Annotated in this window: 20 protein-coding genes; 4 read left to right on the forward strand and 16 right to left on the reverse strand. The window is 65.1% G+C overall.

What is annotated here, in order from left to right; all coding sequences use genetic code 11:
- Positions 1-39: 39 nt before the first annotated feature.
- A complete protein-coding gene (locus ACOZ4H_RS12760) occupies positions 40-1,320 on the reverse strand; it encodes an FIST signal transduction protein (RefSeq protein WP_424329632.1) in 1,281 nt (426 codons plus the stop codon).
- Positions 1,321-1,495: 175 nt separating this feature from the next.
- Between ACOZ4H_RS12760 and ACOZ4H_RS12765 the strand changes: the two genes are divergently transcribed.
- Positions 1,496-1,942 carry a DUF5799 family protein gene (locus tag ACOZ4H_RS12765; RefSeq protein ID WP_424329633.1) on the forward strand — a complete coding sequence of 149 codons (447 nt, stop codon included), beginning with the start codon at positions 1,496-1,498 and terminating at the stop codon, positions 1,940-1,942.
- Here the strand turns inward: ACOZ4H_RS12765 and ACOZ4H_RS12770 are convergent.
- Positions 1,939-2,088 carry a DUF7557 family protein gene (locus ACOZ4H_RS12770; RefSeq protein WP_424329634.1) on the reverse strand — a complete coding sequence of 50 codons (150 nt, stop codon included), beginning with the start codon at positions 2,086-2,088 and terminating at the stop codon, positions 1,939-1,941. The two genes, ACOZ4H_RS12765 and ACOZ4H_RS12770, sit on opposite strands and share 4 nt — an antisense overlap.
- Positions 2,089-2,207: 119 nt before the next feature.
- Between ACOZ4H_RS12770 and ACOZ4H_RS12775 the strand changes: the two genes are divergently transcribed.
- Entirely contained in the window at positions 2,208-2,990 is a 783-nt protein-coding gene (locus tag ACOZ4H_RS12775; RefSeq protein ID WP_424329635.1) for a class I fructose-bisphosphate aldolase, read from the forward strand.
- 3 nt (positions 2,991-2,993) lie between these two features.
- A complete protein-coding gene (locus ACOZ4H_RS12780; protein WP_424329636.1) occupies positions 2,994-4,121 on the forward strand; it encodes a hypothetical protein in 1,128 nt (375 codons plus the stop codon).
- Positions 4,122-4,174: 53 nt separating this feature from the next.
- Here the strand turns inward: ACOZ4H_RS12780 and pfkB are convergent, their stop codons facing one another.
- The 12 genes from pfkB to ACOZ4H_RS12840 form a co-directional block, all read right to left on the reverse strand.
- Positions 4,175-5,083, reverse strand: a complete 909-nt coding sequence (pfkB, locus tag ACOZ4H_RS12785; protein WP_424329637.1) for a 1-phosphofructokinase — start codon at positions 5,081-5,083, stop codon at positions 4,175-4,177.
- Positions 5,080-5,841: an HTH-type transcriptional regulator GlpR gene (gene glpR, locus ACOZ4H_RS12790; protein WP_424329638.1), complete on the reverse strand. Its 762-nt coding sequence runs from the start codon at positions 5,839-5,841 to the stop codon at positions 5,080-5,082. The genes pfkB and glpR overlap by 4 nt, the downstream gene beginning before the upstream one ends.
- A gap of 88 nt (positions 5,842-5,929) precedes the next feature.
- The gene (locus tag ACOZ4H_RS12795; protein ID WP_424329639.1) at positions 5,930-6,913 is read right to left on the reverse strand and encodes an isocitrate/isopropylmalate dehydrogenase family protein; all 984 of its coding nucleotides are present in this window, start codon (positions 6,911-6,913) and stop codon (positions 5,930-5,932) included.
- Positions 6,914-7,309: 396 nt separating this feature from the next.
- Positions 7,310-8,071, reverse strand: a complete 762-nt coding sequence (locus ACOZ4H_RS12800; RefSeq protein ID WP_424329640.1) for a response regulator — start codon at positions 8,069-8,071, stop codon at positions 7,310-7,312.
- A gap of 108 nt (positions 8,072-8,179) precedes the next feature.
- Positions 8,180-8,920: a DUF6293 family protein gene (locus ACOZ4H_RS12805; protein WP_424329641.1), complete on the reverse strand. Its 741-nt coding sequence runs from the start codon at positions 8,918-8,920 to the stop codon at positions 8,180-8,182.
- A gap of 149 nt (positions 8,921-9,069) precedes the next feature.
- Entirely contained in the window at positions 9,070-9,714 is a 645-nt protein-coding gene (leuD, locus tag ACOZ4H_RS12810; RefSeq protein ID WP_424329642.1) for a 3-isopropylmalate dehydratase small subunit, read from the reverse strand.
- Entirely contained in the window at positions 9,711-11,132 is a 1,422-nt protein-coding gene (leuC, locus tag ACOZ4H_RS12815) for a 3-isopropylmalate dehydratase large subunit (RefSeq protein WP_424329643.1), read from the reverse strand. The genes leuD and leuC overlap by 4 nt, the downstream gene beginning before the upstream one ends.
- Positions 11,129-11,392 (reverse strand): hypothetical protein, encoded by a 264-nt coding sequence (locus ACOZ4H_RS12820; protein ID WP_424329644.1) that lies wholly within the window; start codon positions 11,390-11,392, stop codon positions 11,129-11,131. The genes leuC and ACOZ4H_RS12820 overlap by 4 nt, the downstream gene beginning before the upstream one ends.
- Positions 11,385-12,416 carry a ketol-acid reductoisomerase gene (gene ilvC, locus ACOZ4H_RS12825; protein WP_424329645.1) on the reverse strand — a complete coding sequence of 344 codons (1,032 nt, stop codon included), beginning with the start codon at positions 12,414-12,416 and terminating at the stop codon, positions 11,385-11,387. Before ilvC ends, ACOZ4H_RS12820 begins: the two co-directional genes overlap by 8 nt.
- The gene (gene ilvN, locus ACOZ4H_RS12830) at positions 12,409-12,996 is read right to left on the reverse strand and encodes an acetolactate synthase small subunit (RefSeq protein WP_424329646.1); all 588 of its coding nucleotides are present in this window, start codon (positions 12,994-12,996) and stop codon (positions 12,409-12,411) included. Before ilvN ends, ilvC begins: the two co-directional genes overlap by 8 nt.
- Before the next feature lie 14 nt (positions 12,997-13,010).
- On the reverse strand, positions 13,011-14,768 hold the full coding sequence (gene ilvB / locus ACOZ4H_RS12835; RefSeq protein ID WP_424329647.1) for a biosynthetic-type acetolactate synthase large subunit: 1,758 nt from the start codon (positions 14,766-14,768) through the stop codon (positions 13,011-13,013).
- 345 nt (positions 14,769-15,113) lie between these two features.
- Complete coding sequence (locus ACOZ4H_RS12840; RefSeq protein ID WP_137682344.1) at positions 15,114-16,358, reverse strand: LeuA family protein; 1,245 nt, start codon at positions 16,356-16,358, stop codon at positions 15,114-15,116.
- 135 nt (positions 16,359-16,493) lie between these two features.
- Between ACOZ4H_RS12840 and ACOZ4H_RS12845 the strand changes: the two genes are divergently transcribed.
- A complete protein-coding gene (locus tag ACOZ4H_RS12845; protein WP_424329648.1) occupies positions 16,494-16,796 on the forward strand; it encodes a DUF5779 family protein in 303 nt (100 codons plus the stop codon).
- Positions 16,797-16,917: 121 nt separating this feature from the next.
- Here ACOZ4H_RS12845 and ACOZ4H_RS12850 read toward each other — a convergent pair whose 3' ends face one another.
- Together ACOZ4H_RS12850 and ACOZ4H_RS12855 are read right to left on the reverse strand one after the other, a co-directional pair.
- The gene (locus ACOZ4H_RS12850; RefSeq protein ID WP_424329649.1) at positions 16,918-17,196 is read right to left on the reverse strand and encodes a hypothetical protein; all 279 of its coding nucleotides are present in this window, start codon (positions 17,194-17,196) and stop codon (positions 16,918-16,920) included.
- A 171-nt stretch (positions 17,197-17,367) separates the two neighbouring features.
- Positions 17,368-18,054: a VOC family protein gene (locus ACOZ4H_RS12855; RefSeq protein WP_424329650.1), complete on the reverse strand. Its 687-nt coding sequence runs from the start codon at positions 18,052-18,054 to the stop codon at positions 17,368-17,370.
- Positions 18,055-18,127 lie beyond the last annotated feature (73 nt).

Consider the following 18,127-nt stretch of genomic DNA (forward strand, 5'->3'; position numbering starts at 1 on the left):
AGTCTCACTCGCTTTTCGCGGCCCACGGGCTAATAGCGGTCACTCCGGGAACAGCAGAATGACCGACGCCGTGTTGTGGTAGCCGGTGTAGTCATCGTCGGCGGAACAGACCTCGCCGTAGGTCTCGAAGCCGGCGAAGGGCGCGTCAACTGTGTCCTGAATCGCGTCGACCGCCTCGTCGAAGTCGTCGCCGAGAATCATCGCGCGGCAGGCACAGTCGTAGACGAACCCACCGGCAGCGCCGCCGTCGAGTTCACTTGTGGCGTTCTCGGCAGCAGTTCGGACCGCGGACACCTGATCGGGCTTGTTGCTGTGGGTCACCCGCAGTTCCGTCCCCTCGGAGACGGTGACGGCGAAATCCAGCGGCCCCTGCGTGTCGGTGGTCTGGCCCGGCCACCGGATGTTGTATCCTTTCGTCGAGATGAGTTTGCGCTCAATGAAGCTCTTGATACGGGAGGTGAGGCCGCCAGACTCTGTTTCGGGTTCCGATTCGATACCGAGTTCGTAGCGGCCGAGCAACATTACGAGGTCGTCCGACCCCGCTTCCAGTTCGTCCACGTCGATGCCGTAGGTCTCCATGGCGTCCTCCCGTATCGCGTCCCGCCAGGCCTCGAAGGCCGGTCTGCCGTCGAGTTCGTACACAGTGCTGCCGTCGGCGCGAGTCACTGTCATCGCCTCGGAGATCGGCTCGTGGCCGTGGTTGACCGTCACCGGGAGCGGCTCCTCGGAGGCGATGAGCACGAGCACGACGGCGTCCGTCTCGACGCGGCCGTTCCGGAAGACGTGGGTCTGCTGTAACTGGAGGTCGTCACCCGCGGAGCCACCGACAACGGTCGTGTCCTCGCCGTCGAGATACTGCTCGGTTAGCTTCGTGACTTTGTTGCCGATTCCGGCCATGCCGTCGTGGAGGTTGATGACTGTCCGGTGTGGATACCCGTCGACGGCGGGGTCTGTGTCTGAGGGGAGGTCGTGGACGGCCTCGAACAGACAGCGTTCGGGATCGGCGCTCAACTTCGTCGAGATACTGGAAAAGAACTGTAATGAGTCCGACGAGACGACGCCGACCGTGACGGTGCCGTCTCCAGCACCGGCTTCGGTGAACTCACCGGAGGACGAACAGCCCACGATTTCCGCCTCCGAGCCGATAACGCTCCGAGCGCCCCACAGCACTGCCTCGTAGTCGTACGCAGGCGAGCAGAAAACCTGGCAGAAATCCGGCTCATCGGCCGAAATGGCGGCCATCGCCTCGCGTGTGGCGTCCATCGCCACGGCATCACCGGCATCCCCCGTAGCTTGCCCGGTTCCAAACTCTGTACTCATTGGAACAGGAGTTGACTGGGAACCGACTTAACGTATTGGAACCGCTCTGAATCCGAGGATGGTTCACGGTGTCGTCGACTGGGAACCCGAGAGTCGGGTCAGTGTCACCTTCTCACGGAAGGGACCACGCTCGAAGCGGGAAACGCTCATACCGCCGGCCCGCAAACACCAGTCTATGAGTAACTCAGACTGGACCGACCGCATCGCCGGCGAACGGATGGCGGTCGACCAACGGTTCAACGAACAGGTCAAAGCGTCGTCGTTCTCCAGCCAGCAGTGGGGGCTGGTGATGACTGCCGTCGAGTTCGAAATCGAGAACCCGGGCGACCCCGACGCCGCTCGGATCGTCGCCGATACGTCGAAGCTCTCCAGCGTCATGCCGGAGATGGAACGGGTCGCTAACCAGAGTCCGATGGGCGGACCGGGCGGGGACAGCGGTGGCTCCGGGGGCGGCCTCCTCTCGGGAGTCAAGGACGCGCTTGGACTCGGTGGATCCGGTGGCGGTAGCAAACAACAGGAGGAAGAAGCGGCACGCCTCGCTCAGGCGTATGCGGAACAACTCCAGGAGAAACTGGAATCAAACGGGCGCTGGAAGTCCGTCTGTGAGCAGGCTCAGGGTTAGTACTCGTCGCCGCTGTGGAACAGTGTCAGCTCCTCGGCCTCGTAGATGTTGATGAGTTCCGTCACGATGTCGTCGTACGATTCGTCCTCGACGCGGAGGTCGTCGAGTCGCTCTACTGTTTCGGCGTCCAGTTCCACGGATGGCATACCCGAACCTTTCACTGGAACACACTTAATTCCCGCCCTCGCTCAAAAACGAACGCGAACAGTAGTAACAAATCAGAACCGAAAACGGTTAATGGTCGTTCTCGGTAGAAACACGACACATGCGACCACTGGGTGACTCACCGCTCGTACGGAACGACAAGACGCTCGTGCTGGCCCACGACCACGGGCTGGAACACGGTCCCAAGCAGTTCAGCGGCGTCGAGGAGCGCCTCGACCCCCGCGAAGTGTTCGAGATGGCGACCCACGACGCCGTGACGGCGCTGGCCGTCGGCAAGGGACTCGCCGAGACGTACTACCCGAGCTACGAGGACGACGTGAACCTGCTGGCGAAGCTCAACGGCGGCTCGGACCTCTGGATGGGCGACCCGTACTCGCCCCAGAACTGGTCGGTCGAGTACGCCGCCGAACTCGGTGCCGACGCCGTCGGCTACACCATCTATCCGGGCGTCAACCGCGAGACCGACATGTTCGAGGACTTCCGCCCGGTGCAGGAGAACGCCCGCGACCACGACCTCCCGATTGCGATGTGGTCGTACCCGCGCGGACAGGCCATCAAGGAGCACCGCAGTCCCTCGACCATCGCCTACGCGGCCCGCATCGGTCTCGAACTGGGTGCGGACTTCACGAAGGTCAAGTACCCCCGGGACAAGGAGGCGATGGCCCACGCCGTCCGCTCGGCGGCCGACAACCGCGTCCTGCTCTCCGGCGGGTCGAAGACTTCCGACCGCGACTTCCTCGAACTCGTCGAGGACTGCATGGACGTCGGCGTCGCCGGCCTCGCCGTCGGCCGCAACGTCTGGCAGCGCGATGACCCCTACGACATCCTCGACAAGCTCGAAGGCGTCGTCTTCGAGGGCGCGACAACGGACGACGTCCTGTAGGCCATGGACGAGGAGACGCGCCGAGCCGTCGCCGCGGCGGACGAGGCGTTGCCACCCAGCGACGCGCTTCCCGACGCTATCGACGGCGGCCGGGTCGTCTTCGGCTTCGACGGCTACCTCGACCGCGTCCGGGAGGTCGTCGCGGACCGCATCGACCCCGACAGCCACGAGCGCCTCGCCACGCTGGAGGGGTTCGGCGACCGCATCGACCGCTCCGTGGCCGCCGACAGCTCGCTCTCCTTCGAGTGGCTCCAGCAGGGGAGCCGGACCGGCGGCCACACCAGCCACCTCGCGCGGGCCTTCGGCGGCTGGTCGTTCGATCCGGTGATGGTCGGGATGTACGGCGACCCGGTCCACGACGCCTTCGAATCGGAGTTCGGCGACTACGAACTCCACTCGCTGGGCGAGCCCGGAGTCACCGACGCCGTCGAGTTCGACGACGGGAAGCTCATGCTCACGGAAATCGGCGACACGATGTCGCTGGACTGGGCCGAACTCGACGCAGCCTTCGGGCACGACCGACTTGCGGAGGCGCTCGACGGTGCGAGCCTGTTAGGGACTGGCTACTGGTCCGAGACGCCGGACCTGCCGACGGTCTTCGACGGGCTCCGTGACCTGTGGGGCGACATCGACAACCCGCCAGAGACGGTGCTGGTCGACCCCGGCGACGTGCGAAAGCTCGACGCCGACCGCCTGCGCGCTGGTCGGGAGGCCATCGGCCGACTAGACGGGGTAACAGACGTGGTGGTCACCTCGAACCGCGCCGAAACGGGAGTCCTCGCGGACGCCTACGCCGACGAGGCCGAGCGCTCGTTCGCTGACGACGCCGAGGCGGTGTTCGAGGCGCTGGAACCGACCTGGTTCGTCGGCCACGGCGTCGAGCGGTCGGTCGTCGTCACCGCGGACGGCACCGACAGCGTGGCTGTCCCCGCCGTCTCGGACCCGGAACTGACGACCAGCTCCGGCGACCACTTCAACGCCGGGCTCGGTCTCGCCCGCATCGCCGGCCTCCCGCCCGCCGCCGCCGTCGTCGTCGGCAACGCCGTCGCCGGCTACTTCGTCCGGACCGCGGACCAGCCGTCGCTGGCCGACGTGCGCGCGTTCGTCGACGCCTACCTCGAAAAGTTCTGAATGGCCCGAGTCGTCGCTGATTTTCCACTCCCGCGAGAACTAGTCCCTAGTCGCTACAGCCGCCGCACCGTCACGCCGTCCCGGAGCGAGTCGATGTCGTCCAGGTCGGGGACGGCCGTGCCGGCCCGCTGGACGACCTGCGCGGAGACGGCGACGCCGGTCCGGAGCGCCGTCTCGTCGTCAGCGCCGGCCTCCCAGGCGCTCAGGACCCCCGAGAGGAGCGCGTCGCCGGCGCCGACGGTGTCGACGACGTCGATGTCCAACGCCTCGGCGTAGAGCCGGCCCGCCTCGCCGACGAGGACCGCGCCGTCCGCGCCGAGAGAGGCCAGCACGCGGTCGAAGCCCCGCTCCCGGAACTTCTCCGCCGCGTCCGCACACCCCTCGACCGTGGAGACGTCGGCCCTGGTCGCGTCGCCGAGTTCGGCGCGGTTCGGCTTACAGAGGCCGTACTGGGCGTCGAGTTCCCGGAGGACATCGCCGCCGGTGTCGACGATGGTCTCCCAGTCGCCGCCGGCCGCGATGCGGTCGATGGCGTCGGGGGACAGCCCCGGCGGCAGGCTCCCACCGACGAGCACGCGGTCGGGGGCCTGGGCGCGCACCCGTTCGAGCAGCGAGTCGACGACCGACTCGTCGACGGTCGGTCCGGCCTGGTTCAGTTTGTACTCCTCCGAAGCGGCGATAGCGGTGGTGTTGAGGCGGGTCGTCCCGTCCACGCCGACGAAGGCCGTCTCGACGCCGTCCCCCTGTAGCGTCTCCCGGATGAACGAGCCGGTGAATCCGCCCAGCAGTCCCGTGGCGACGCACGGTCTGTCCATGGCGGTGAGCAGTTGCGCGGCGTTGATGCCCTTCCCGCCCGCGTCGAACTGCGCGCTGTCGGCCCGCATGACCCGGTCGGGGGCCATCTGTTCCTCGAACTGGACTGTCTGGTCGACTGCGGGGTTGTAGGTGACGGTGACAATCATGTGCTGACCTCCTCGACGGCCACGTCGGCGTCCGCGAGAGCCGTGGCGAGCGCCCCCGACGGGCTGGCGTCGGTGACGAGCAAATCGACCTGGTCCAGGTCGGCGAAACTGACGAAGCTCCGGTCGCCGAACTTCGACGCGTCGGCGACCAGCACGACCCTGCGGGCGCGTTCGACCATCAGTTCCTTGACGGCCGCCTCGTCCTCGTTTGGCGTCGACAGTCCGGCGGCGCTGTCGAGCGCGTTCGTTCCCAGAAACAGCAGGTCGAAGTTCATCCGTTCGACGGCCCGCTCGGCAGTCGGGCCGACGAGTGCACGGGTCCGTGACCGGAGGCTGCCACCGGTGAGTTTGGCGTCGACATCCCGTTCGGCCAGTTCAGTGGCCAGGTCCGGCATGTTCGTCGCCGCGACGTAGTCGGTGTCCGGGATCGCACGCGCAACCTCCATCGTGGTCGAGCCCGCGTCGAAGCAGACCACCTGTCCCTCCCGGACTTCCTGTGCGGCCCGCTCCGCAATCGCCTGCTTCTCGGCGTAGTGTTCGACCTCGCGCTGGCCGTACGGGCGTTCGGTCCCGACGGAGGACGCCGGCACCGCGCCGCCGTGGGACCGCTCGATCCGGCCTTCCGACTCCAGATCCCGGAGATCACGGCGGATCGTCGCCTTCGAAAACTCCAGTTCCGCGGCCAGTTCCGACACTGAACAGCCGTCTCGCTCTGTCACCAACTGGACGATTGTGCGCTTTCGCTCGGCCGGGAGCATTCTCTCGTTCGTGATTGTTTCGCTTCGGTTTTACCACTTTCTATTGGGATATGCTTGTTTCTGACCAGATAGAACGGGAGAAAAGCGTCTACAGCTCGTCGATGACCGCGGCGGTCACGTCCTCAGTGGATGCGTCGCCGCCCAGGTCCGGCGTTCGGGGACCCGAGTCGAGCACGGACTCGACAGCCGACCGGACTGCATCGCCCTGGTCGTCATACCCGAGGTGGTCGAGCAACATCGCGGCGGAGAGAATCATCGCCGAGGGGTTGGCGACGCCCTCGCCGGCGATGTCCGGCGCTGAACCGTGGACCGGCTCGAACAGCGCGTTCTCCTCGCCGATGTTGGCCGAGGGCAGCAGGCCGAGGCCACCGACGAGGCCCGCGGCGAGGTCCGACAGCATGTCGCCGGCGAGGTTCGGACAGATGACGACGCCGTAGTCCTGCGGGTTCATGACCAGATGCATCGCGAGCGCGTCCATCAGCGCCGTGTCGTAGGAGGCGTCCCGGTCCTCACCGACAGCCGACGCCGCATCGAGGAACAGCCCGTCAGTGGTTCGCATGACGTTGGCCTTGTGGGCGATCGTCACGTCGTCGTAGCCGTTTCGCTTCGCGTAGCTGAACCCGTACTCGGCGATCTTCTCGGAGGCGTCTTCGGTGATGACCCGCGTACAGGTCGTGACGCCGTCGGCTATCTCGCTCTCGATGCCCTTGTAGACGCCCTCGGTGTTCTCCCGGATGAACACGATGTCAGTGTCGGGCTGGACGGCGTCGAGTCCAGGATACGAGCGGGCCGGGCGGACGTTGGCGAAGGAGCCGACGACCTGCCGGAGGGGCAGAATGACGTCGGCCGCCGTTTCGCCGGCCGCGCCGAACAGGGTCGCGTCGGCGTCGGCTGCAAGCTTCCGCGTCTCTTTGGGCAGCGCCTCGCCGGTTTCCGCCTTCACCGCGTCGCCGGCCTCACCCTCGACGAAGTCGAAGTCGACGGCGTCGATTGCCTCCAGTACCTCGACCGCGGCGGGTGTGACCTCCTGTCCGATGCCATCGCCAGGGATGACGGCTATCTCGTGTGTCATGGGGGATGAGACGGAGGCGGCTGGTGAAAGTGGTTCGGTTCCGGCGTCCCGGGCGCGCATGTATTCGTCAGGCTGGCGGCGCTCCGGATGTGAGTGAGCGGCTCGTTCCCGCGGATCGAAAACTCGGAAAACAGCGTTCGGAGGCGGAAACCGAACACGTTCAGGGGAGTGGCACGGGTAACCAGCGGACGACGTGAACCTGTGGAGGGCCGAAGCGAATTGGGGGTGATCGCTGGCGACCCGTGCGCAACCGATTGTAGCGATGGCGACTATGTAGGTTCTATCTCAATACTATCTATACAGTTGATACTGTGCATACTATTGATACAGTAGTTATCACAGCGACAGGACTAGCGATTTGAAGCGGTTCATAGATGCTATACACACGTCCCCGGGCTATCGGTACAGCATCGCCTGAGCAACCTTTTCGCCGCGGTAGTAGCCGGGTGCGGTGGCAATCGTCGCTGTCTTCACTCTGCCCTCGACGGTCACCACGCGGTACTCCTCTTCCGGAACAGAGATGTCCTCGCACATCAGACGCTGAAACCGTTCTCTGGCCGTATCCAGTTCGTCAGGGTGGAGAAATTCACTCGCCTTCTTCCCGGATATTTCGGCGAAGGAGTCGGCATCAAGGAACGTTACGGCGGCCTCGTTAGCATACAGAGCTTCCCAGTTACGGTCGAAGAGGAGGATCGGAATCGGTGCAGTGTCGACGAGATTGTGGTACCTGTCCTCCGTCCGCTGGACCGCGTTTTCAGCCCGGTTGGTCCGGACCGCGTTCTTGATTCGGTTCGCCAGAACGGTGTACTGCTCCGTCCCGGCCTCCTTCTGGAGATAGTCGGTGACGCCGGTCGAGATGGCCCGACTCGCGATCTCCTCTGACCCCTTGCCGGTGAACAGAATAAACGGCAGGTCCGGGTAGTCGTCCCTGACCAGTTTCAGGAAATCCAGTCCGTCCCTGTCAGGCATATCATAGTCGCTGACGATGCAGTCTATCGGGTCATCGCGAAGCACTGTCAACGCATTATCGACGCATGTCGCGGTCACCACCGAGAACGCGGTATCTTCTCGCTCCAAGAACTCCGAGGCAATCTCGGCAAAGTGGGGGTCGTCATCGACGTGGAGCACCGTGATATCATCTATTGACAAGTGGTTCATGTGGTGGGCGTTACCAAAGCGTATACCGCTAGAGCTTGAAACGACAAAAGAGTTGGTTTCAGTTCATTCAGTGTTACGACAGTCCGAGTGACAGATACTGCGGATATCTCAGAGCCTGTGTCGGAACGCGTGGAGGACGTTCTCGCCGGTCTCGGTCATCTCCACCTGTTTCGTCCGGCCGACATCGCTGACACTGATGTAGCCGTCTTCGGCAAGCGGGTCGACGATGTTGGCGTTCAACAGCGCGAACTTCGCCTTCTCGTTGGCCGGATTTGCGTCGGCGATAAACGAGAGTCCGGTGTCCTCAGCGAACGCGATGAGGTCCGACTTCTTGGCGGTGTAGGTGTCCGTGTTGGTTCGCTTGAGATAGTCCAGTACTGCAACCTGGTCGCGGGAGATCGCTTCGATGGGGTACGACGGCAGGACCTCCGCGCGCTCCATCCCGCGAGTGAGCGGTTCGGAAGAAACCGACGGGACGTGTTCCTCGGGGTGGACGTAGTAAGCTGTCGCCTCGGTCGCCATGCACGCGATGGCGCTCCCGATGGCCGCCACTTTCGGCCCGCTGGAGACGTTGACGCGCACGATGTCCTCAGGATGGTCGGCGGTCAGTGTCGTCACGACTGCCAGTACGTCATAGAGGTCGTGCAACTCCGTTCGGTGCAGTTCGACGGTGACGCCGTTGGCGTCGAGGTCTTCGACGAGCGCCTGCTGGTACGGTGTCAGCCGCGACGGCTCCGCCGTCGCTGTGAGAAGGTACACGTCGTCGGCGTTGTGCTGGTGAATCGGCTCGGCGATCCGGTCGCGCTCGTGCCCCAGCGGCGCGATGTGTATCTCGCGGATCTGGTCCATATCGAAAAACCGCCGCACGAAGCTATTGTTCTTGCCATCTCCGAGACAGAAAATCCGTTCGCGCGAACCGAGGTCGCGGGGCGACCTCGCGTCAATCGTCCCCCTCTGCGAACCGGACGCTCACGCCACCGCCACGAGAGGCCGTGTCGTTAATCGTCCGCTTCGAGCTCCGACCGCGTCTGATCGAGGTACGGCAACTGCGAGGCCGTCTCCTCGATAGCGTTCCGGTTGGCCTTCATCAGCGCCGTCGTGTCCCAGTTGCCCTCGACGAGAGCTTCGCGCTGGGCGCGGTCGACGCTGACGTTGATCTCGTTGTCGCCGTAGGTGACCGTCTCCGCCCGCACGTCGACTTCGATCTTGCCGTCGGGGTTGTCGTCGACCCACTGCTGGAGCGCGTTGATCGTCTCGTGGTCGGCGGTGACCGTCGGGATGCCGAGGGCCAGGCAGTTCCCGGCGAAGATTTCGGCGAAGGACTCGCCGATGATGGCGTCGATACCCCAGCGCATGAGCGCCTGTGGCGCGTGCTCGCGGGAAGAGCCACAGCCGAAGTTGTTGTTGACCACCATGACGTTGGCGTCCTGGAATCGCTCCTCGTTGAACGGGTGGTCCTTCTCGTTGTCCTCGTCGTCGAACCGCAGGTCGAAGAAGGCGAACTCGCCCAGACCGTCGAAGGTGACGACCTTCATGAACCGCGCCGGGATGATCTGGTCCGTGTCGATGTCGTTCCCGCGAATCGGGATGCCAGACCCCTCGACGTAATCGACCGACGGGATGTCCTCGGTGGGGTCGCTCATGCCAGAGCCACCTCCTCCAGGTCGCGCACGTCAGAGACCTCGCCGGTGATGGCCGCAGCGGCCACCATCCGTGGGTTCATCAGCACGGTTCGACCGTCCTTGCTGCCCTGTCGACCGACGAAGTTCCGGTTGGAGGAGGAGGCACAGGCCTCGTCGCCCTCCAGCTGGTCCTCGTTCATGCCCAGACACATCGAACAGCCGGCGTTGCGCCACTCGAAGCCGGCTTCCTCGAAGATGTCCTTCAGGCCTTCTTTTCTGGCGGCCTCCTGAACCCGCTGGCTGCCGGGGACGACGAACGCTCGCACGTCATCGGCAACTTCGCGGCCCTTGACGATACGGGCCGCACGGCGCAGGTCAGGCAGTCGAGCGTTGGTACACGAGCCCAGGAAGGCCACGTCGATATCGTAGCCCTCCATCGTCTCGCCGGGCTCGACGCGCATGTGCTCCTGGGCACGACGGGCGGTGTCGACCTTGTCGTCGGCCAGCGACTCGGGTTCCGGGATCGGATCGTCGATACCGATACCCTGGCCGGGCGTGGTCCCCCAGGTGACGACGGGGTCCAGTTCGCCGGCGTCGATCTCGACGACGTCGTCGTATTCGGCGTCCTCGTCCGAGCGGATGGACTCCCAGTAGGGCTTCATCTCCTCGAACTTCTCGGGGTGTTCCTGGAAGTAGTCCGTGTCCTCCAGCCACTCGTAGGTGGTCTCGTCGGGGTTGACGTAGCCCGCGCGAGCGCCGCCCTCGATTGACATGTTACAGATGGACATTCGGCCTTCCATGTCGAGGTTCTCGATGGTCTCGCCGGCGTACTCGTACACGTAGCCGACACCGCCCTCGGTGCCCAGGCGGCGGATGATTTCGAGGATGATGTCTTTCGCTTCGACACCCTCGTCGAGTTCGCCGGTGACCTCGATCTTGCGGACCTTCTGTTTCTCCATCGCGATGGTCTGGGTCGCCAGCACGTCCCGAATCTGGCTGGTCCCGATACCGAACGCGAGCGCGCCGAACGCGCCGTGGGTGGAGGTGTGGCTGTCGCCACAGACGATGGTCTTGCCGGGCTGGGTGATGCCCTGCTCCGGGCCAATGACGTGGACGATACCCTGGTCACCCGTCGTCGGGTCCGAGAACTGGATGCCAGCGTCACGGACGTTCTCTTCGAGTTCGGCCATCATCGTCTCGGCCGCGTCGTCACTGTAAGGCCGGTCCTGGTTCGCAGTCGGCACGATGTGGTCGACCGTCGCGTGGGTGAGGTCCGGGCGCGCGACGTCGAGGCCGCGCTCTTTGAGCATGCCGAAAGCCTGCGGGCTGGTGACCTCGTGGATGAGGTGCAGTCCGACGAACAGCTGGTCCTGACCGTTCGGCAGGGTCGTGACTTTATGCCGGTCCCACACTTTGTCGTACAGCGTTCCTGAACTCATACTGTCTCGTCCCGTCCTTCCGTCCCGCGCTCGTATGCGCGAGTGACGCCCTCGCCGGGCGCTTCGTGGTCGATGTCTTCCATCGTCTCGTCAGCGTCCTCCCCGTCGCGCTCGCCGCCGTCGGCGGCCACGACCGGGCCGCGGCGGAACACCGCGCCGAAGGTCGAACTCGTCTTCGGGTGGGTGTGCTGGACGCTGCGCATCGTCTCGCGCGAGTCCGTCGATTCGCTCGTGTCTGTTGCTGGTGTGTCGTCAGTCATCTGCAGGGGCTTCTTCCTTCTGGGCGTCGGCGTCCTCGCCCCACGCGAACAGTTCGCGCAGGCGGCCGCCGACTTCCTCGATCTGGTGGTTCTGTTCGGCGTCGCGGTACTGCTTGTAGGCGGGCCGGTTGGCCTGGTTCTCGTTGATCCACTCGCGAGCGAACTCGCCGTTCTGGACCTCTTCGAGGATCTTCTCCATACCCTCGCGGTCGATAACCTCCTCACCGCGGGTCAGGCCGCCGTACTCGGCGGTGTCGGAGACGGAGTTCCACATCCCCATGTGGCCGCCCTCGTACATCAGGTCGACGATGAGCTTGAGTTCGTTCAGGCACTCGAAGTAGGCCATCTCTGGCGCGTAGCCGGCGTCGACCAGCGTCTCGAAGCCGACCTTGACCATCTCGGTGACGCCGCCACAGAGGACGGCCTGCTCGCCGAAGAGGTCTGTTTCGACCTCTTCCTGGAAGCTGGTCTCGATGACGCCGGCTCGGGTACAGCCGATGCCCTTCGCGTAGGCCAGGGACTCCTGCTTTGCGTTGCCGGTCGCGTCCCGGTAGACAGCGATGAGACCGGGCGTCCCCTCGCCGCGCTCGTAGGTCCGGCGCACGAGGTGGCCCGGCGATTTGGGCGCGACCATCGTCACGTCGACGTCTTCCGGCGGTTCGATCTGGCCGTAGTGGATGTTGAAGCCGTGGGCGAACTGGAGCGTGTCGCCGGCGTCCAGTTCGTCCTCGATGGCCTCGTAGACGGCCGGCTGGATCGTGTCAGGAACGAGCATCACGACGCGGTCCGCCTCGCCAGCGGCCACGTCGGGCGTCTCGACGCGGAGGCCCGCGTCCTCGGCATCGGCCCACGACGAAGAGTCTTCGCGGAGGCCGACAACTACGTCGACGCCGGACTCGTGAAGGTTCAGCGCGTGGGCGTGGCCCTGTGACCCGTAGCCCAGCACGGCTACGGTCTCGTCGTCGAGTGTCGATACGTCAGCGTCTTCGTCGTAGTAGACTGTTGTGGTGAATTCGTCAGACATCTTTCTCTAATGTTTTCGGGCCGCGTTCCAGTGCGGCGGCCCCGGTTCGCACGATCTCCTGCACGTCGAACTGCTTGAACGCCTCGACGGCGGCGTCGATCTTCTGCTTGCTGCCCGTGATTTCGACGGTGACCGAATCGGTCGACGCGTCGACGGCCTGCCCGCCGTACATGTCGGCGATGGCGTTGACGTCGTCGGGTTTCTCGCCGCTGACTTTCACCAGCGCGAGCTCCCGACGGACGGCTTCGCCTTCGAGTTCCCTGACCGAGATGACGGGCACGAGCTTCCGAAGTTGCTTTTTCGCCTGGTCGATCCCCGGTTCCGGCTCCTCGATGAGGATCGTCATCCGGGCTGTGTCCTCGTCGACTGTCGGCCCGACGGTGAGGCTTTCGATGTTGAACTGCCGTCGGCTGAACAGCGCCGACACCTCCGACAGCACGCCCGGTCGGTGCTTGACCAGCGCGGACAGCACCGCCTGGCGCGGTTCGTGGGTCACTTCGGCCTCGGGATCGACGCGGATTCCCTGCGTGTTGCGTCGGCCCTTCGGGCGCATCCGTTCGTCCGGCGCGGGGCCTGGCATTCCTCCAGTCATTGTTAGATCATGTCCAGCTGGTCTTCGTTGAGCGCGAACAGGCCGTTGTCACCGCCGCTGGGGACCATCGGGAAGACGTTCTCCCCGGGGTCGATGTGGGCGTCGATGACGCTCGGGCCGTCGTAGTCGCGTGCTTCCTGTATCGTTTCCTCGACGTTCTCGTAGGATTCGAGCGTGAACCCGCGCGCGCCGAAGGCCTCGGCGAGCTTGTCGAACTGCGGGATCCACGGGTACTCGGAGGCCATCCGGCGGCCCTCGTAGAAGCCGTCCTGCCACTGGCGGACCATCCCGACCGCCTCGTTGTTGAGGACGACGTAGGTGATGTCCAGTTGCTCCCGAACGGCAACGGAGAGCCCCTGGACGGTCATCAGGAACGAGCCGTCGCCGTCGAAGCAGACGACCTCTTGATCCGGCGCGGCGAGTTTCGCGCCGATGGCGGCGGGCACGCCGTAGCCCATCGTGCCCAGCCCGTGGGAGGACACCCAGGTGCGGGGCTCGGTGTACTCCCAGAACTGGGAGGCCCACATCTGGTGTTGCCCGACGCCGGTACAGACGATGGTATCGTCCGGCGTCATCTCCGAGAACTGCTCGACGACGTACTGCGGCTTCAGCGGCTCGTCGTCGGGCGTGTCGTAGTCCATCGGGTACTCCGACTTCCACTCCTGGCACTGGTCGCGCCACTCGTCGGCGTCCGGTGCGCGCGGCATCGCGTCGAACAGCTGGCGAAGCACTTCCCGGGCGTCGCCGATGAGCGGGTAGTCGGCGTAGACGTTCTTGCTGATTTCGGCGGGGTCGATGTCGACGTGGATGACCTCCGCGTCGGGGGCGAAGGAGTCGACGCCGCCGGTCAAGCGGTCGTCGAAGCGCGTCCCGATAGCCAGCATGCAGTCGGTGTTAGTAATCGCCATGTTGGCGTAGCCGGTGCCGTGCATCCCGGCCCATTCGAGCGAGAGTTCGTGATCCTCGGGGAAGGAACCGATGCCGGGCATCGTCGTGATGACCGGGATCTCGTACTCCTTGGCGAACTCCCGGAGCGCGCTCGACGCGTTCGCCTTGATGACGCCGCCGCCCGAGAGGATGACCGGGCGGTCGGCCTCGGCCAGCGCCTCGGCGGCCTCCTGGACGTTCTCGTCGTCGGCCTCCTCCGGCACGTCGTAGGTGTCCGGCGTCTCCGGCTTGCCGGGTTCGACCTCGGTCTCGCCTTGGGTCACGTCCTTCGGCAGGTCGACCAGCGTCGGTCCCTGCCGGCCGGCGTCGGCGAGCGCGAACGCTTCGCTGACATTGTCGCCGACGGTGTCGGAGTCGGCGGCGAAGTAGCTCTCCTTCGTGATCGGCTGAGTGATGCCGACGGTGTCGGTCTCCTGGAAGGCGTCGTTGCCGACGAACTCTGTCGGGACCTGGCCGGTCAAGGCGATGACCGGGTCCGAGTCCATGTTGGCGTCGGCGATGCCGGTCACGAGGTTCGTCGCGCCGGGCCCGGACGTGGCGAAACAGACGCCGGGGTCGCCGGTGACGATGCCGTACGCGTCGGCGGCGTGTGAGGCCCCCTGCTCGTGGGCCATCGTGACGTGGTTGATGTCGGAGTCGTACAGCGCGTCGTAGACGGGCATGATCGCGCCGCCCTGAACGCCGAAGACGTAGTCGGTCCCGGCGTTTTCCAGGGCGCGGATGACCGATTGCGCGCCCGTCGTGACCGGCTCCTGTTCTGTTTCTGACTCCGTTTCTTCCTCTTCCTTGGGGACGGATGCGCGTTCGCTCATCGTGTCATCCCTCCGTCTGTTCGCGTTCGGGGTCGATACCGCGGTGATTTGTGTGCTGCGTGCATGACTGGTGACTCTGTGGTGTTGTGGCGAATCGATTCGACCGGGTGTGAAAATGTGAAGAGAGGGGCTATAGTGCCCCTACAATACGCACGCCGAGAATAGCGGTCGCGGCGCTGGCGGACGGTCGAACCTGACGCCCAGCAGCCGCGGTCATCACGTCCGGAAGCAGTTCGTCCCGAATAATAAACGTTCTGTGACAGTCGTTGGCGGATCGCATCTCGAAACCGGGGGCTCACCGGTGGCTGCTCACTCTTAGTGACGGCCGGAGGCGAGGTCATCGGCCTACGCCCGGACCTCCTCGCTCTCCTCGGTCACGCCGATCTCCTCGGCGAACCGTTCAAGCACCGACATGGTGACCTGTTCCTCCGCGCCGTACTCCTTGACGCGGCGGGTCACTTCTCGGACCTCCGCTTCGGTCGGGTCGTACCCTGCGTCGACGAGACGCTCCCGAACCGAGTGGGCCCCAGTGTGCTTGCCGAGCACGAGTTCGCGCGTGGCCCCGACCATCTCCGGGGTCATGACGCCCGGCTCGAACGTATCGGAGTTCTCGATGACGCCGGCGGCGTGGATGCCGCTCTCGTGGGAGAAGGCGTTGCGCCCGACGACGGGCTTGTTCGCCGGCACCCCGATGTCGGATTTCTCCTCGACGATCCGCGACAGCTCCGTGATGCGGGTGGTGTCGATTCCGGTGTCGACATCGTACAGCGACTCCAGCGCCATCACGACCTCTTCGTAGGCCGCGTTGCCGGCGCGTTCGCCGATCCCGTTGACCGACACCTGCGCCTGGCTGGCTCCGGCCTCGAAGCCGGAGATGGCGTTGGCCGACGCCAGCCCGAAGTCGTCGTGCGTGTGCACGTCGATGTAGGCGTCGGTGCAGTCGTCGACGATCTCGATGAGGTCGTAGAACCGCCGCGGCGTGGCGACCCCACACGTGTCCGGAATGTTGATCCAGTCCGCCCCCGCCGCGGACGTGGCCTCGATGACTTCGACGAGGAAGTCCTCGTCGGTCCGGGTCGCATCCATCGGCGAGAACATGCACTCGACGCCCGCGTCCTTGATCATCTCGACACAATCGACGGCGGTGTCGAGCGCCTCCTGGCGGGTCGCGTGCATGGAATCCTGCAACTGTACGTCCGACGTCGAGACGAAGGTGTGGACCATGTCCACACCCGAATCCAAGGCCGCCTCGATGTCTTTCTCGACCACACGCGCCAGTCCGCAGGTCGTCACTCGCGTGGACTCGGCGATGTCGCGCACTGCCTCGAACTCCGCGTCGGAGTTGACGGGGAACCCGGCCTCGATGACGTGGGTGCCCATCTCGTCGAGCAGCGCGGCTATCTCGCGTTTGTCCTCGTAGTTGAACGACGTGCGTGGTGACTGCTCACCATCGCGCAGCGTGGTGTCGAAAATCCGTGCGTCTGTTATCTCAGACGTGGAATCCAGTGTGCCCTGGAAGAACTCGATCCGCCGGAGATCCCGACGTGCCCTCGTTGTTGGACATAAGCACCTGTATCTGGTCGCTTCCACTATTTATAGTTGTTCATGATGCGGATGGCACGTTGACGGGGCACACGGTCGGTGTTCGGGCATCACGGCTAACGCGGCTGCCGCACGTCAGACAGGTGGGGAGGATTTTTGCTCCGTCCGCGCATGCATTTGGCTATGAGCGATTTCGAGGGCCTGGACCTGCAGGCCGTGGAGGACCAGATGGACGAGGACCGGGACGGGGCCGGCAGCAACCGCGTCGTGCTGGGCGTCCTCGACGGGTCGGAGCCGCCCGAGCAGTGGATCAACACTATCGAGAGCGGGTCGGTGCTAGTTCTCAACGTCGAGGGCGACCTGAACGAACTCGCCGCCGGGTTCGCCCGACCGGTCCGGGAGGCCGGCGGCGAACTGATGCACTTCCGCGGGTTCCTGATCGTGACCCCGCCGGGTGTCAGCATCGACTCTGAGCGGCTGGAGTGAGTGGCCTGATAGGCCCTGTTCTCCGTGCGGTCCTGTGGTGGACGACACGTTTCTAGGGCGAGCGTCCCGAGCACAGTGGGGTTTGGCGTCTCAGGTACTGGGTAGTAGCTGGCACGACCGCTCACGGAGAGAGAAATCGCTGCAGCAGTCCGTGCCACACGCGAATGCCGTGATCCCACGCTTGCCAGTAGGTGTCCAGAAACCGGGGCGGCCCCCTGTCAGTGTGGCTCGGACGGGTCGTGATCTGGGCGTGGCAGTCAGGGCAGCGGTAGTGCGTCCCGCCGCGGCGCTCGACCACCATCCAGTCACCGTCGTACCTGCTCCGGTGTCCGCAGTCCGGACAGAACAGCGTCGCTTTCGGCGGGACACTGCGCTCGGTCCGGGAGTCAGTCGGGGACATCCTCAGGTGGAAAGTGGCCGTCCACAGGAAAAGAACCTGCCTATGAGGGGTCTATACGGCTACTAGCACAGGGGAGGTCATTATATCCGCGCCCGCTCGCACCGCTCGCCGCCCACACGGATGCCCGCAGCCGCTCTCGACACCCGCCGCCGACACTGTCGCCGGCAGCCGCTACTCGGACACCAGCGTCAGGTAGTGCCCGTCCCGGTCCCTGATTCGGACGCCCTCGTCGACGGAGGTGACTGCGAGCGCGTCGTCGGCGACCTCCCTGGCCGTCGATTTCGGGTCGGCGGCGACGACGCCGAAGTCGACGTGGACGCCGCCCCGGGCGTCCGCGATGCCGAGCCGCGGCGACCACAGTTCCAGGTCGAACTCGCCGGTCGACAGCCTGACCCGGCCGTCCTCGCGGCCGTCGTCGACGATCTCGAACCCCAGCGTGGTGTAGAACTCCACGGCCGAGGACAGGTCCTCGACTTCGAGGACGAGTTCGAACAGCCCGGTGACGCCGTCGCCGTCGACCGCTCGCTCGCCGAGTTCGACGCAGTTGCCCTGCGGATCGTAGAAGTACAGCGAGCGTGCGTCCCCGAAGGTGTGTTCGACCAGGTCGAAGCGCTCGCCCAGCCGGTCGTACCAGTCGTCGTACTCCCGTTCGGGAATCGTCAGCGCGTAGTGAGTGTGCAGCCCGCCGCGGGGAACAGTGCCCGGCGCGCGGAGCCTGATCTCGGTGTCGCCGGCCGCGAGCACGGCCTCCTCTGGCGTCTCCGAGCGCACGTCGAGTTCCAGAAAGGCCTCGTAGAACGCCGTCGCACGGTCCGGATACTTCACCTCTAGCGTGAGCCAGGCGGGCGATGAGAGCATGATCGGCGTTTCGACCGCCACCGACAAAGCCGCTGTGGACGCCGTCCTCGCCGGCGGAACAACCTCCGGAGGC

It is taken from the genome of Haloarcula amylolytica, from assembly GCF_049705545.1.
GTDB classification, from domain to species: domain Archaea; phylum Halobacteriota; class Halobacteria; order Halobacteriales; family Haloarculaceae; genus Haloarcula; species Haloarcula amylolytica_B.

What these genes read in the sequence shown, in the direction of transcription:
- ACOZ4H_RS12760 (WP_424329632.1), bottom strand. Translation starts at nt 1,320, where the DNA reads ATGAGTACAGAGTTTGGAACCGGGCAAGCTACGGGGGATGCCGGTGAT.
- ACOZ4H_RS12765 (WP_424329633.1), top strand. Translation starts at nt 1,496, where the DNA reads ATGAGTAACTCAGACTGGACCGACCGCATCGCCGGCGAACGGATGGCG.
- ACOZ4H_RS12770 (WP_424329634.1), bottom strand. Translation starts at nt 2,088, where the DNA reads ATGCCATCCGTGGAACTGGACGCCGAAACAGTAGAGCGACTCGACGAC.
- ACOZ4H_RS12775 (WP_424329635.1), top strand. Translation starts at nt 2,208, where the DNA reads ATGCGACCACTGGGTGACTCACCGCTCGTACGGAACGACAAGACGCTC.
- ACOZ4H_RS12780 (WP_424329636.1), top strand. Translation starts at nt 2,994, where the DNA reads ATGGACGAGGAGACGCGCCGAGCCGTCGCCGCGGCGGACGAGGCGTTG.
- pfkB (WP_424329637.1), bottom strand. Translation starts at nt 5,083, where the DNA reads ATGATTGTCACCGTCACCTACAACCCCGCAGTCGACCAGACAGTCCAG.
- glpR (WP_424329638.1), bottom strand. Translation starts at nt 5,841, where the DNA reads ATGCTCCCGGCCGAGCGAAAGCGCACAATCGTCCAGTTGGTGACAGAG.
- ACOZ4H_RS12795 (WP_424329639.1), bottom strand. Translation starts at nt 6,913, where the DNA reads ATGACACACGAGATAGCCGTCATCCCTGGCGATGGCATCGGACAGGAG.
- ACOZ4H_RS12800 (WP_424329640.1), bottom strand. Translation starts at nt 8,071, where the DNA reads ATGAACCACTTGTCAATAGATGATATCACGGTGCTCCACGTCGATGAC.
- ACOZ4H_RS12805 (WP_424329641.1), bottom strand. Translation starts at nt 8,920, where the DNA reads ATGGACCAGATCCGCGAGATACACATCGCGCCGCTGGGGCACGAGCGC.
- leuD (WP_424329642.1), bottom strand. Translation starts at nt 9,714, where the DNA reads ATGAGCGACCCCACCGAGGACATCCCGTCGGTCGATTACGTCGAGGGG.
- leuC (WP_424329643.1), bottom strand. Translation starts at nt 11,132, where the DNA reads ATGAGTTCAGGAACGCTGTACGACAAAGTGTGGGACCGGCATAAAGTC.
- ACOZ4H_RS12820 (WP_424329644.1), bottom strand. Translation starts at nt 11,392, where the DNA reads ATGACTGACGACACACCAGCAACAGACACGAGCGAATCGACGGACTCG.
- ilvC (WP_424329645.1), bottom strand. Translation starts at nt 12,416, where the DNA reads ATGTCTGACGAATTCACCACAACAGTCTACTACGACGAAGACGCTGAC.
- ilvN (WP_424329646.1), bottom strand. Translation starts at nt 12,996, where the DNA reads ATGCCAGGCCCCGCGCCGGACGAACGGATGCGCCCGAAGGGCCGACGC.
- ilvB (WP_424329647.1), bottom strand. Translation starts at nt 14,768, where the DNA reads ATGAGCGAACGCGCATCCGTCCCCAAGGAAGAGGAAGAAACGGAGTCA.
- ACOZ4H_RS12845 (WP_424329648.1), top strand. Translation starts at nt 16,494, where the DNA reads ATGAGCGATTTCGAGGGCCTGGACCTGCAGGCCGTGGAGGACCAGATG.
- ACOZ4H_RS12850 (WP_424329649.1), bottom strand. Translation starts at nt 17,196, where the DNA reads ATGTCCCCGACTGACTCCCGGACCGAGCGCAGTGTCCCGCCGAAAGCG.
- ACOZ4H_RS12855 (WP_424329650.1), bottom strand. Translation starts at nt 18,054, where the DNA reads ATGCTCTCATCGCCCGCCTGGCTCACGCTAGAGGTGAAGTATCCGGAC.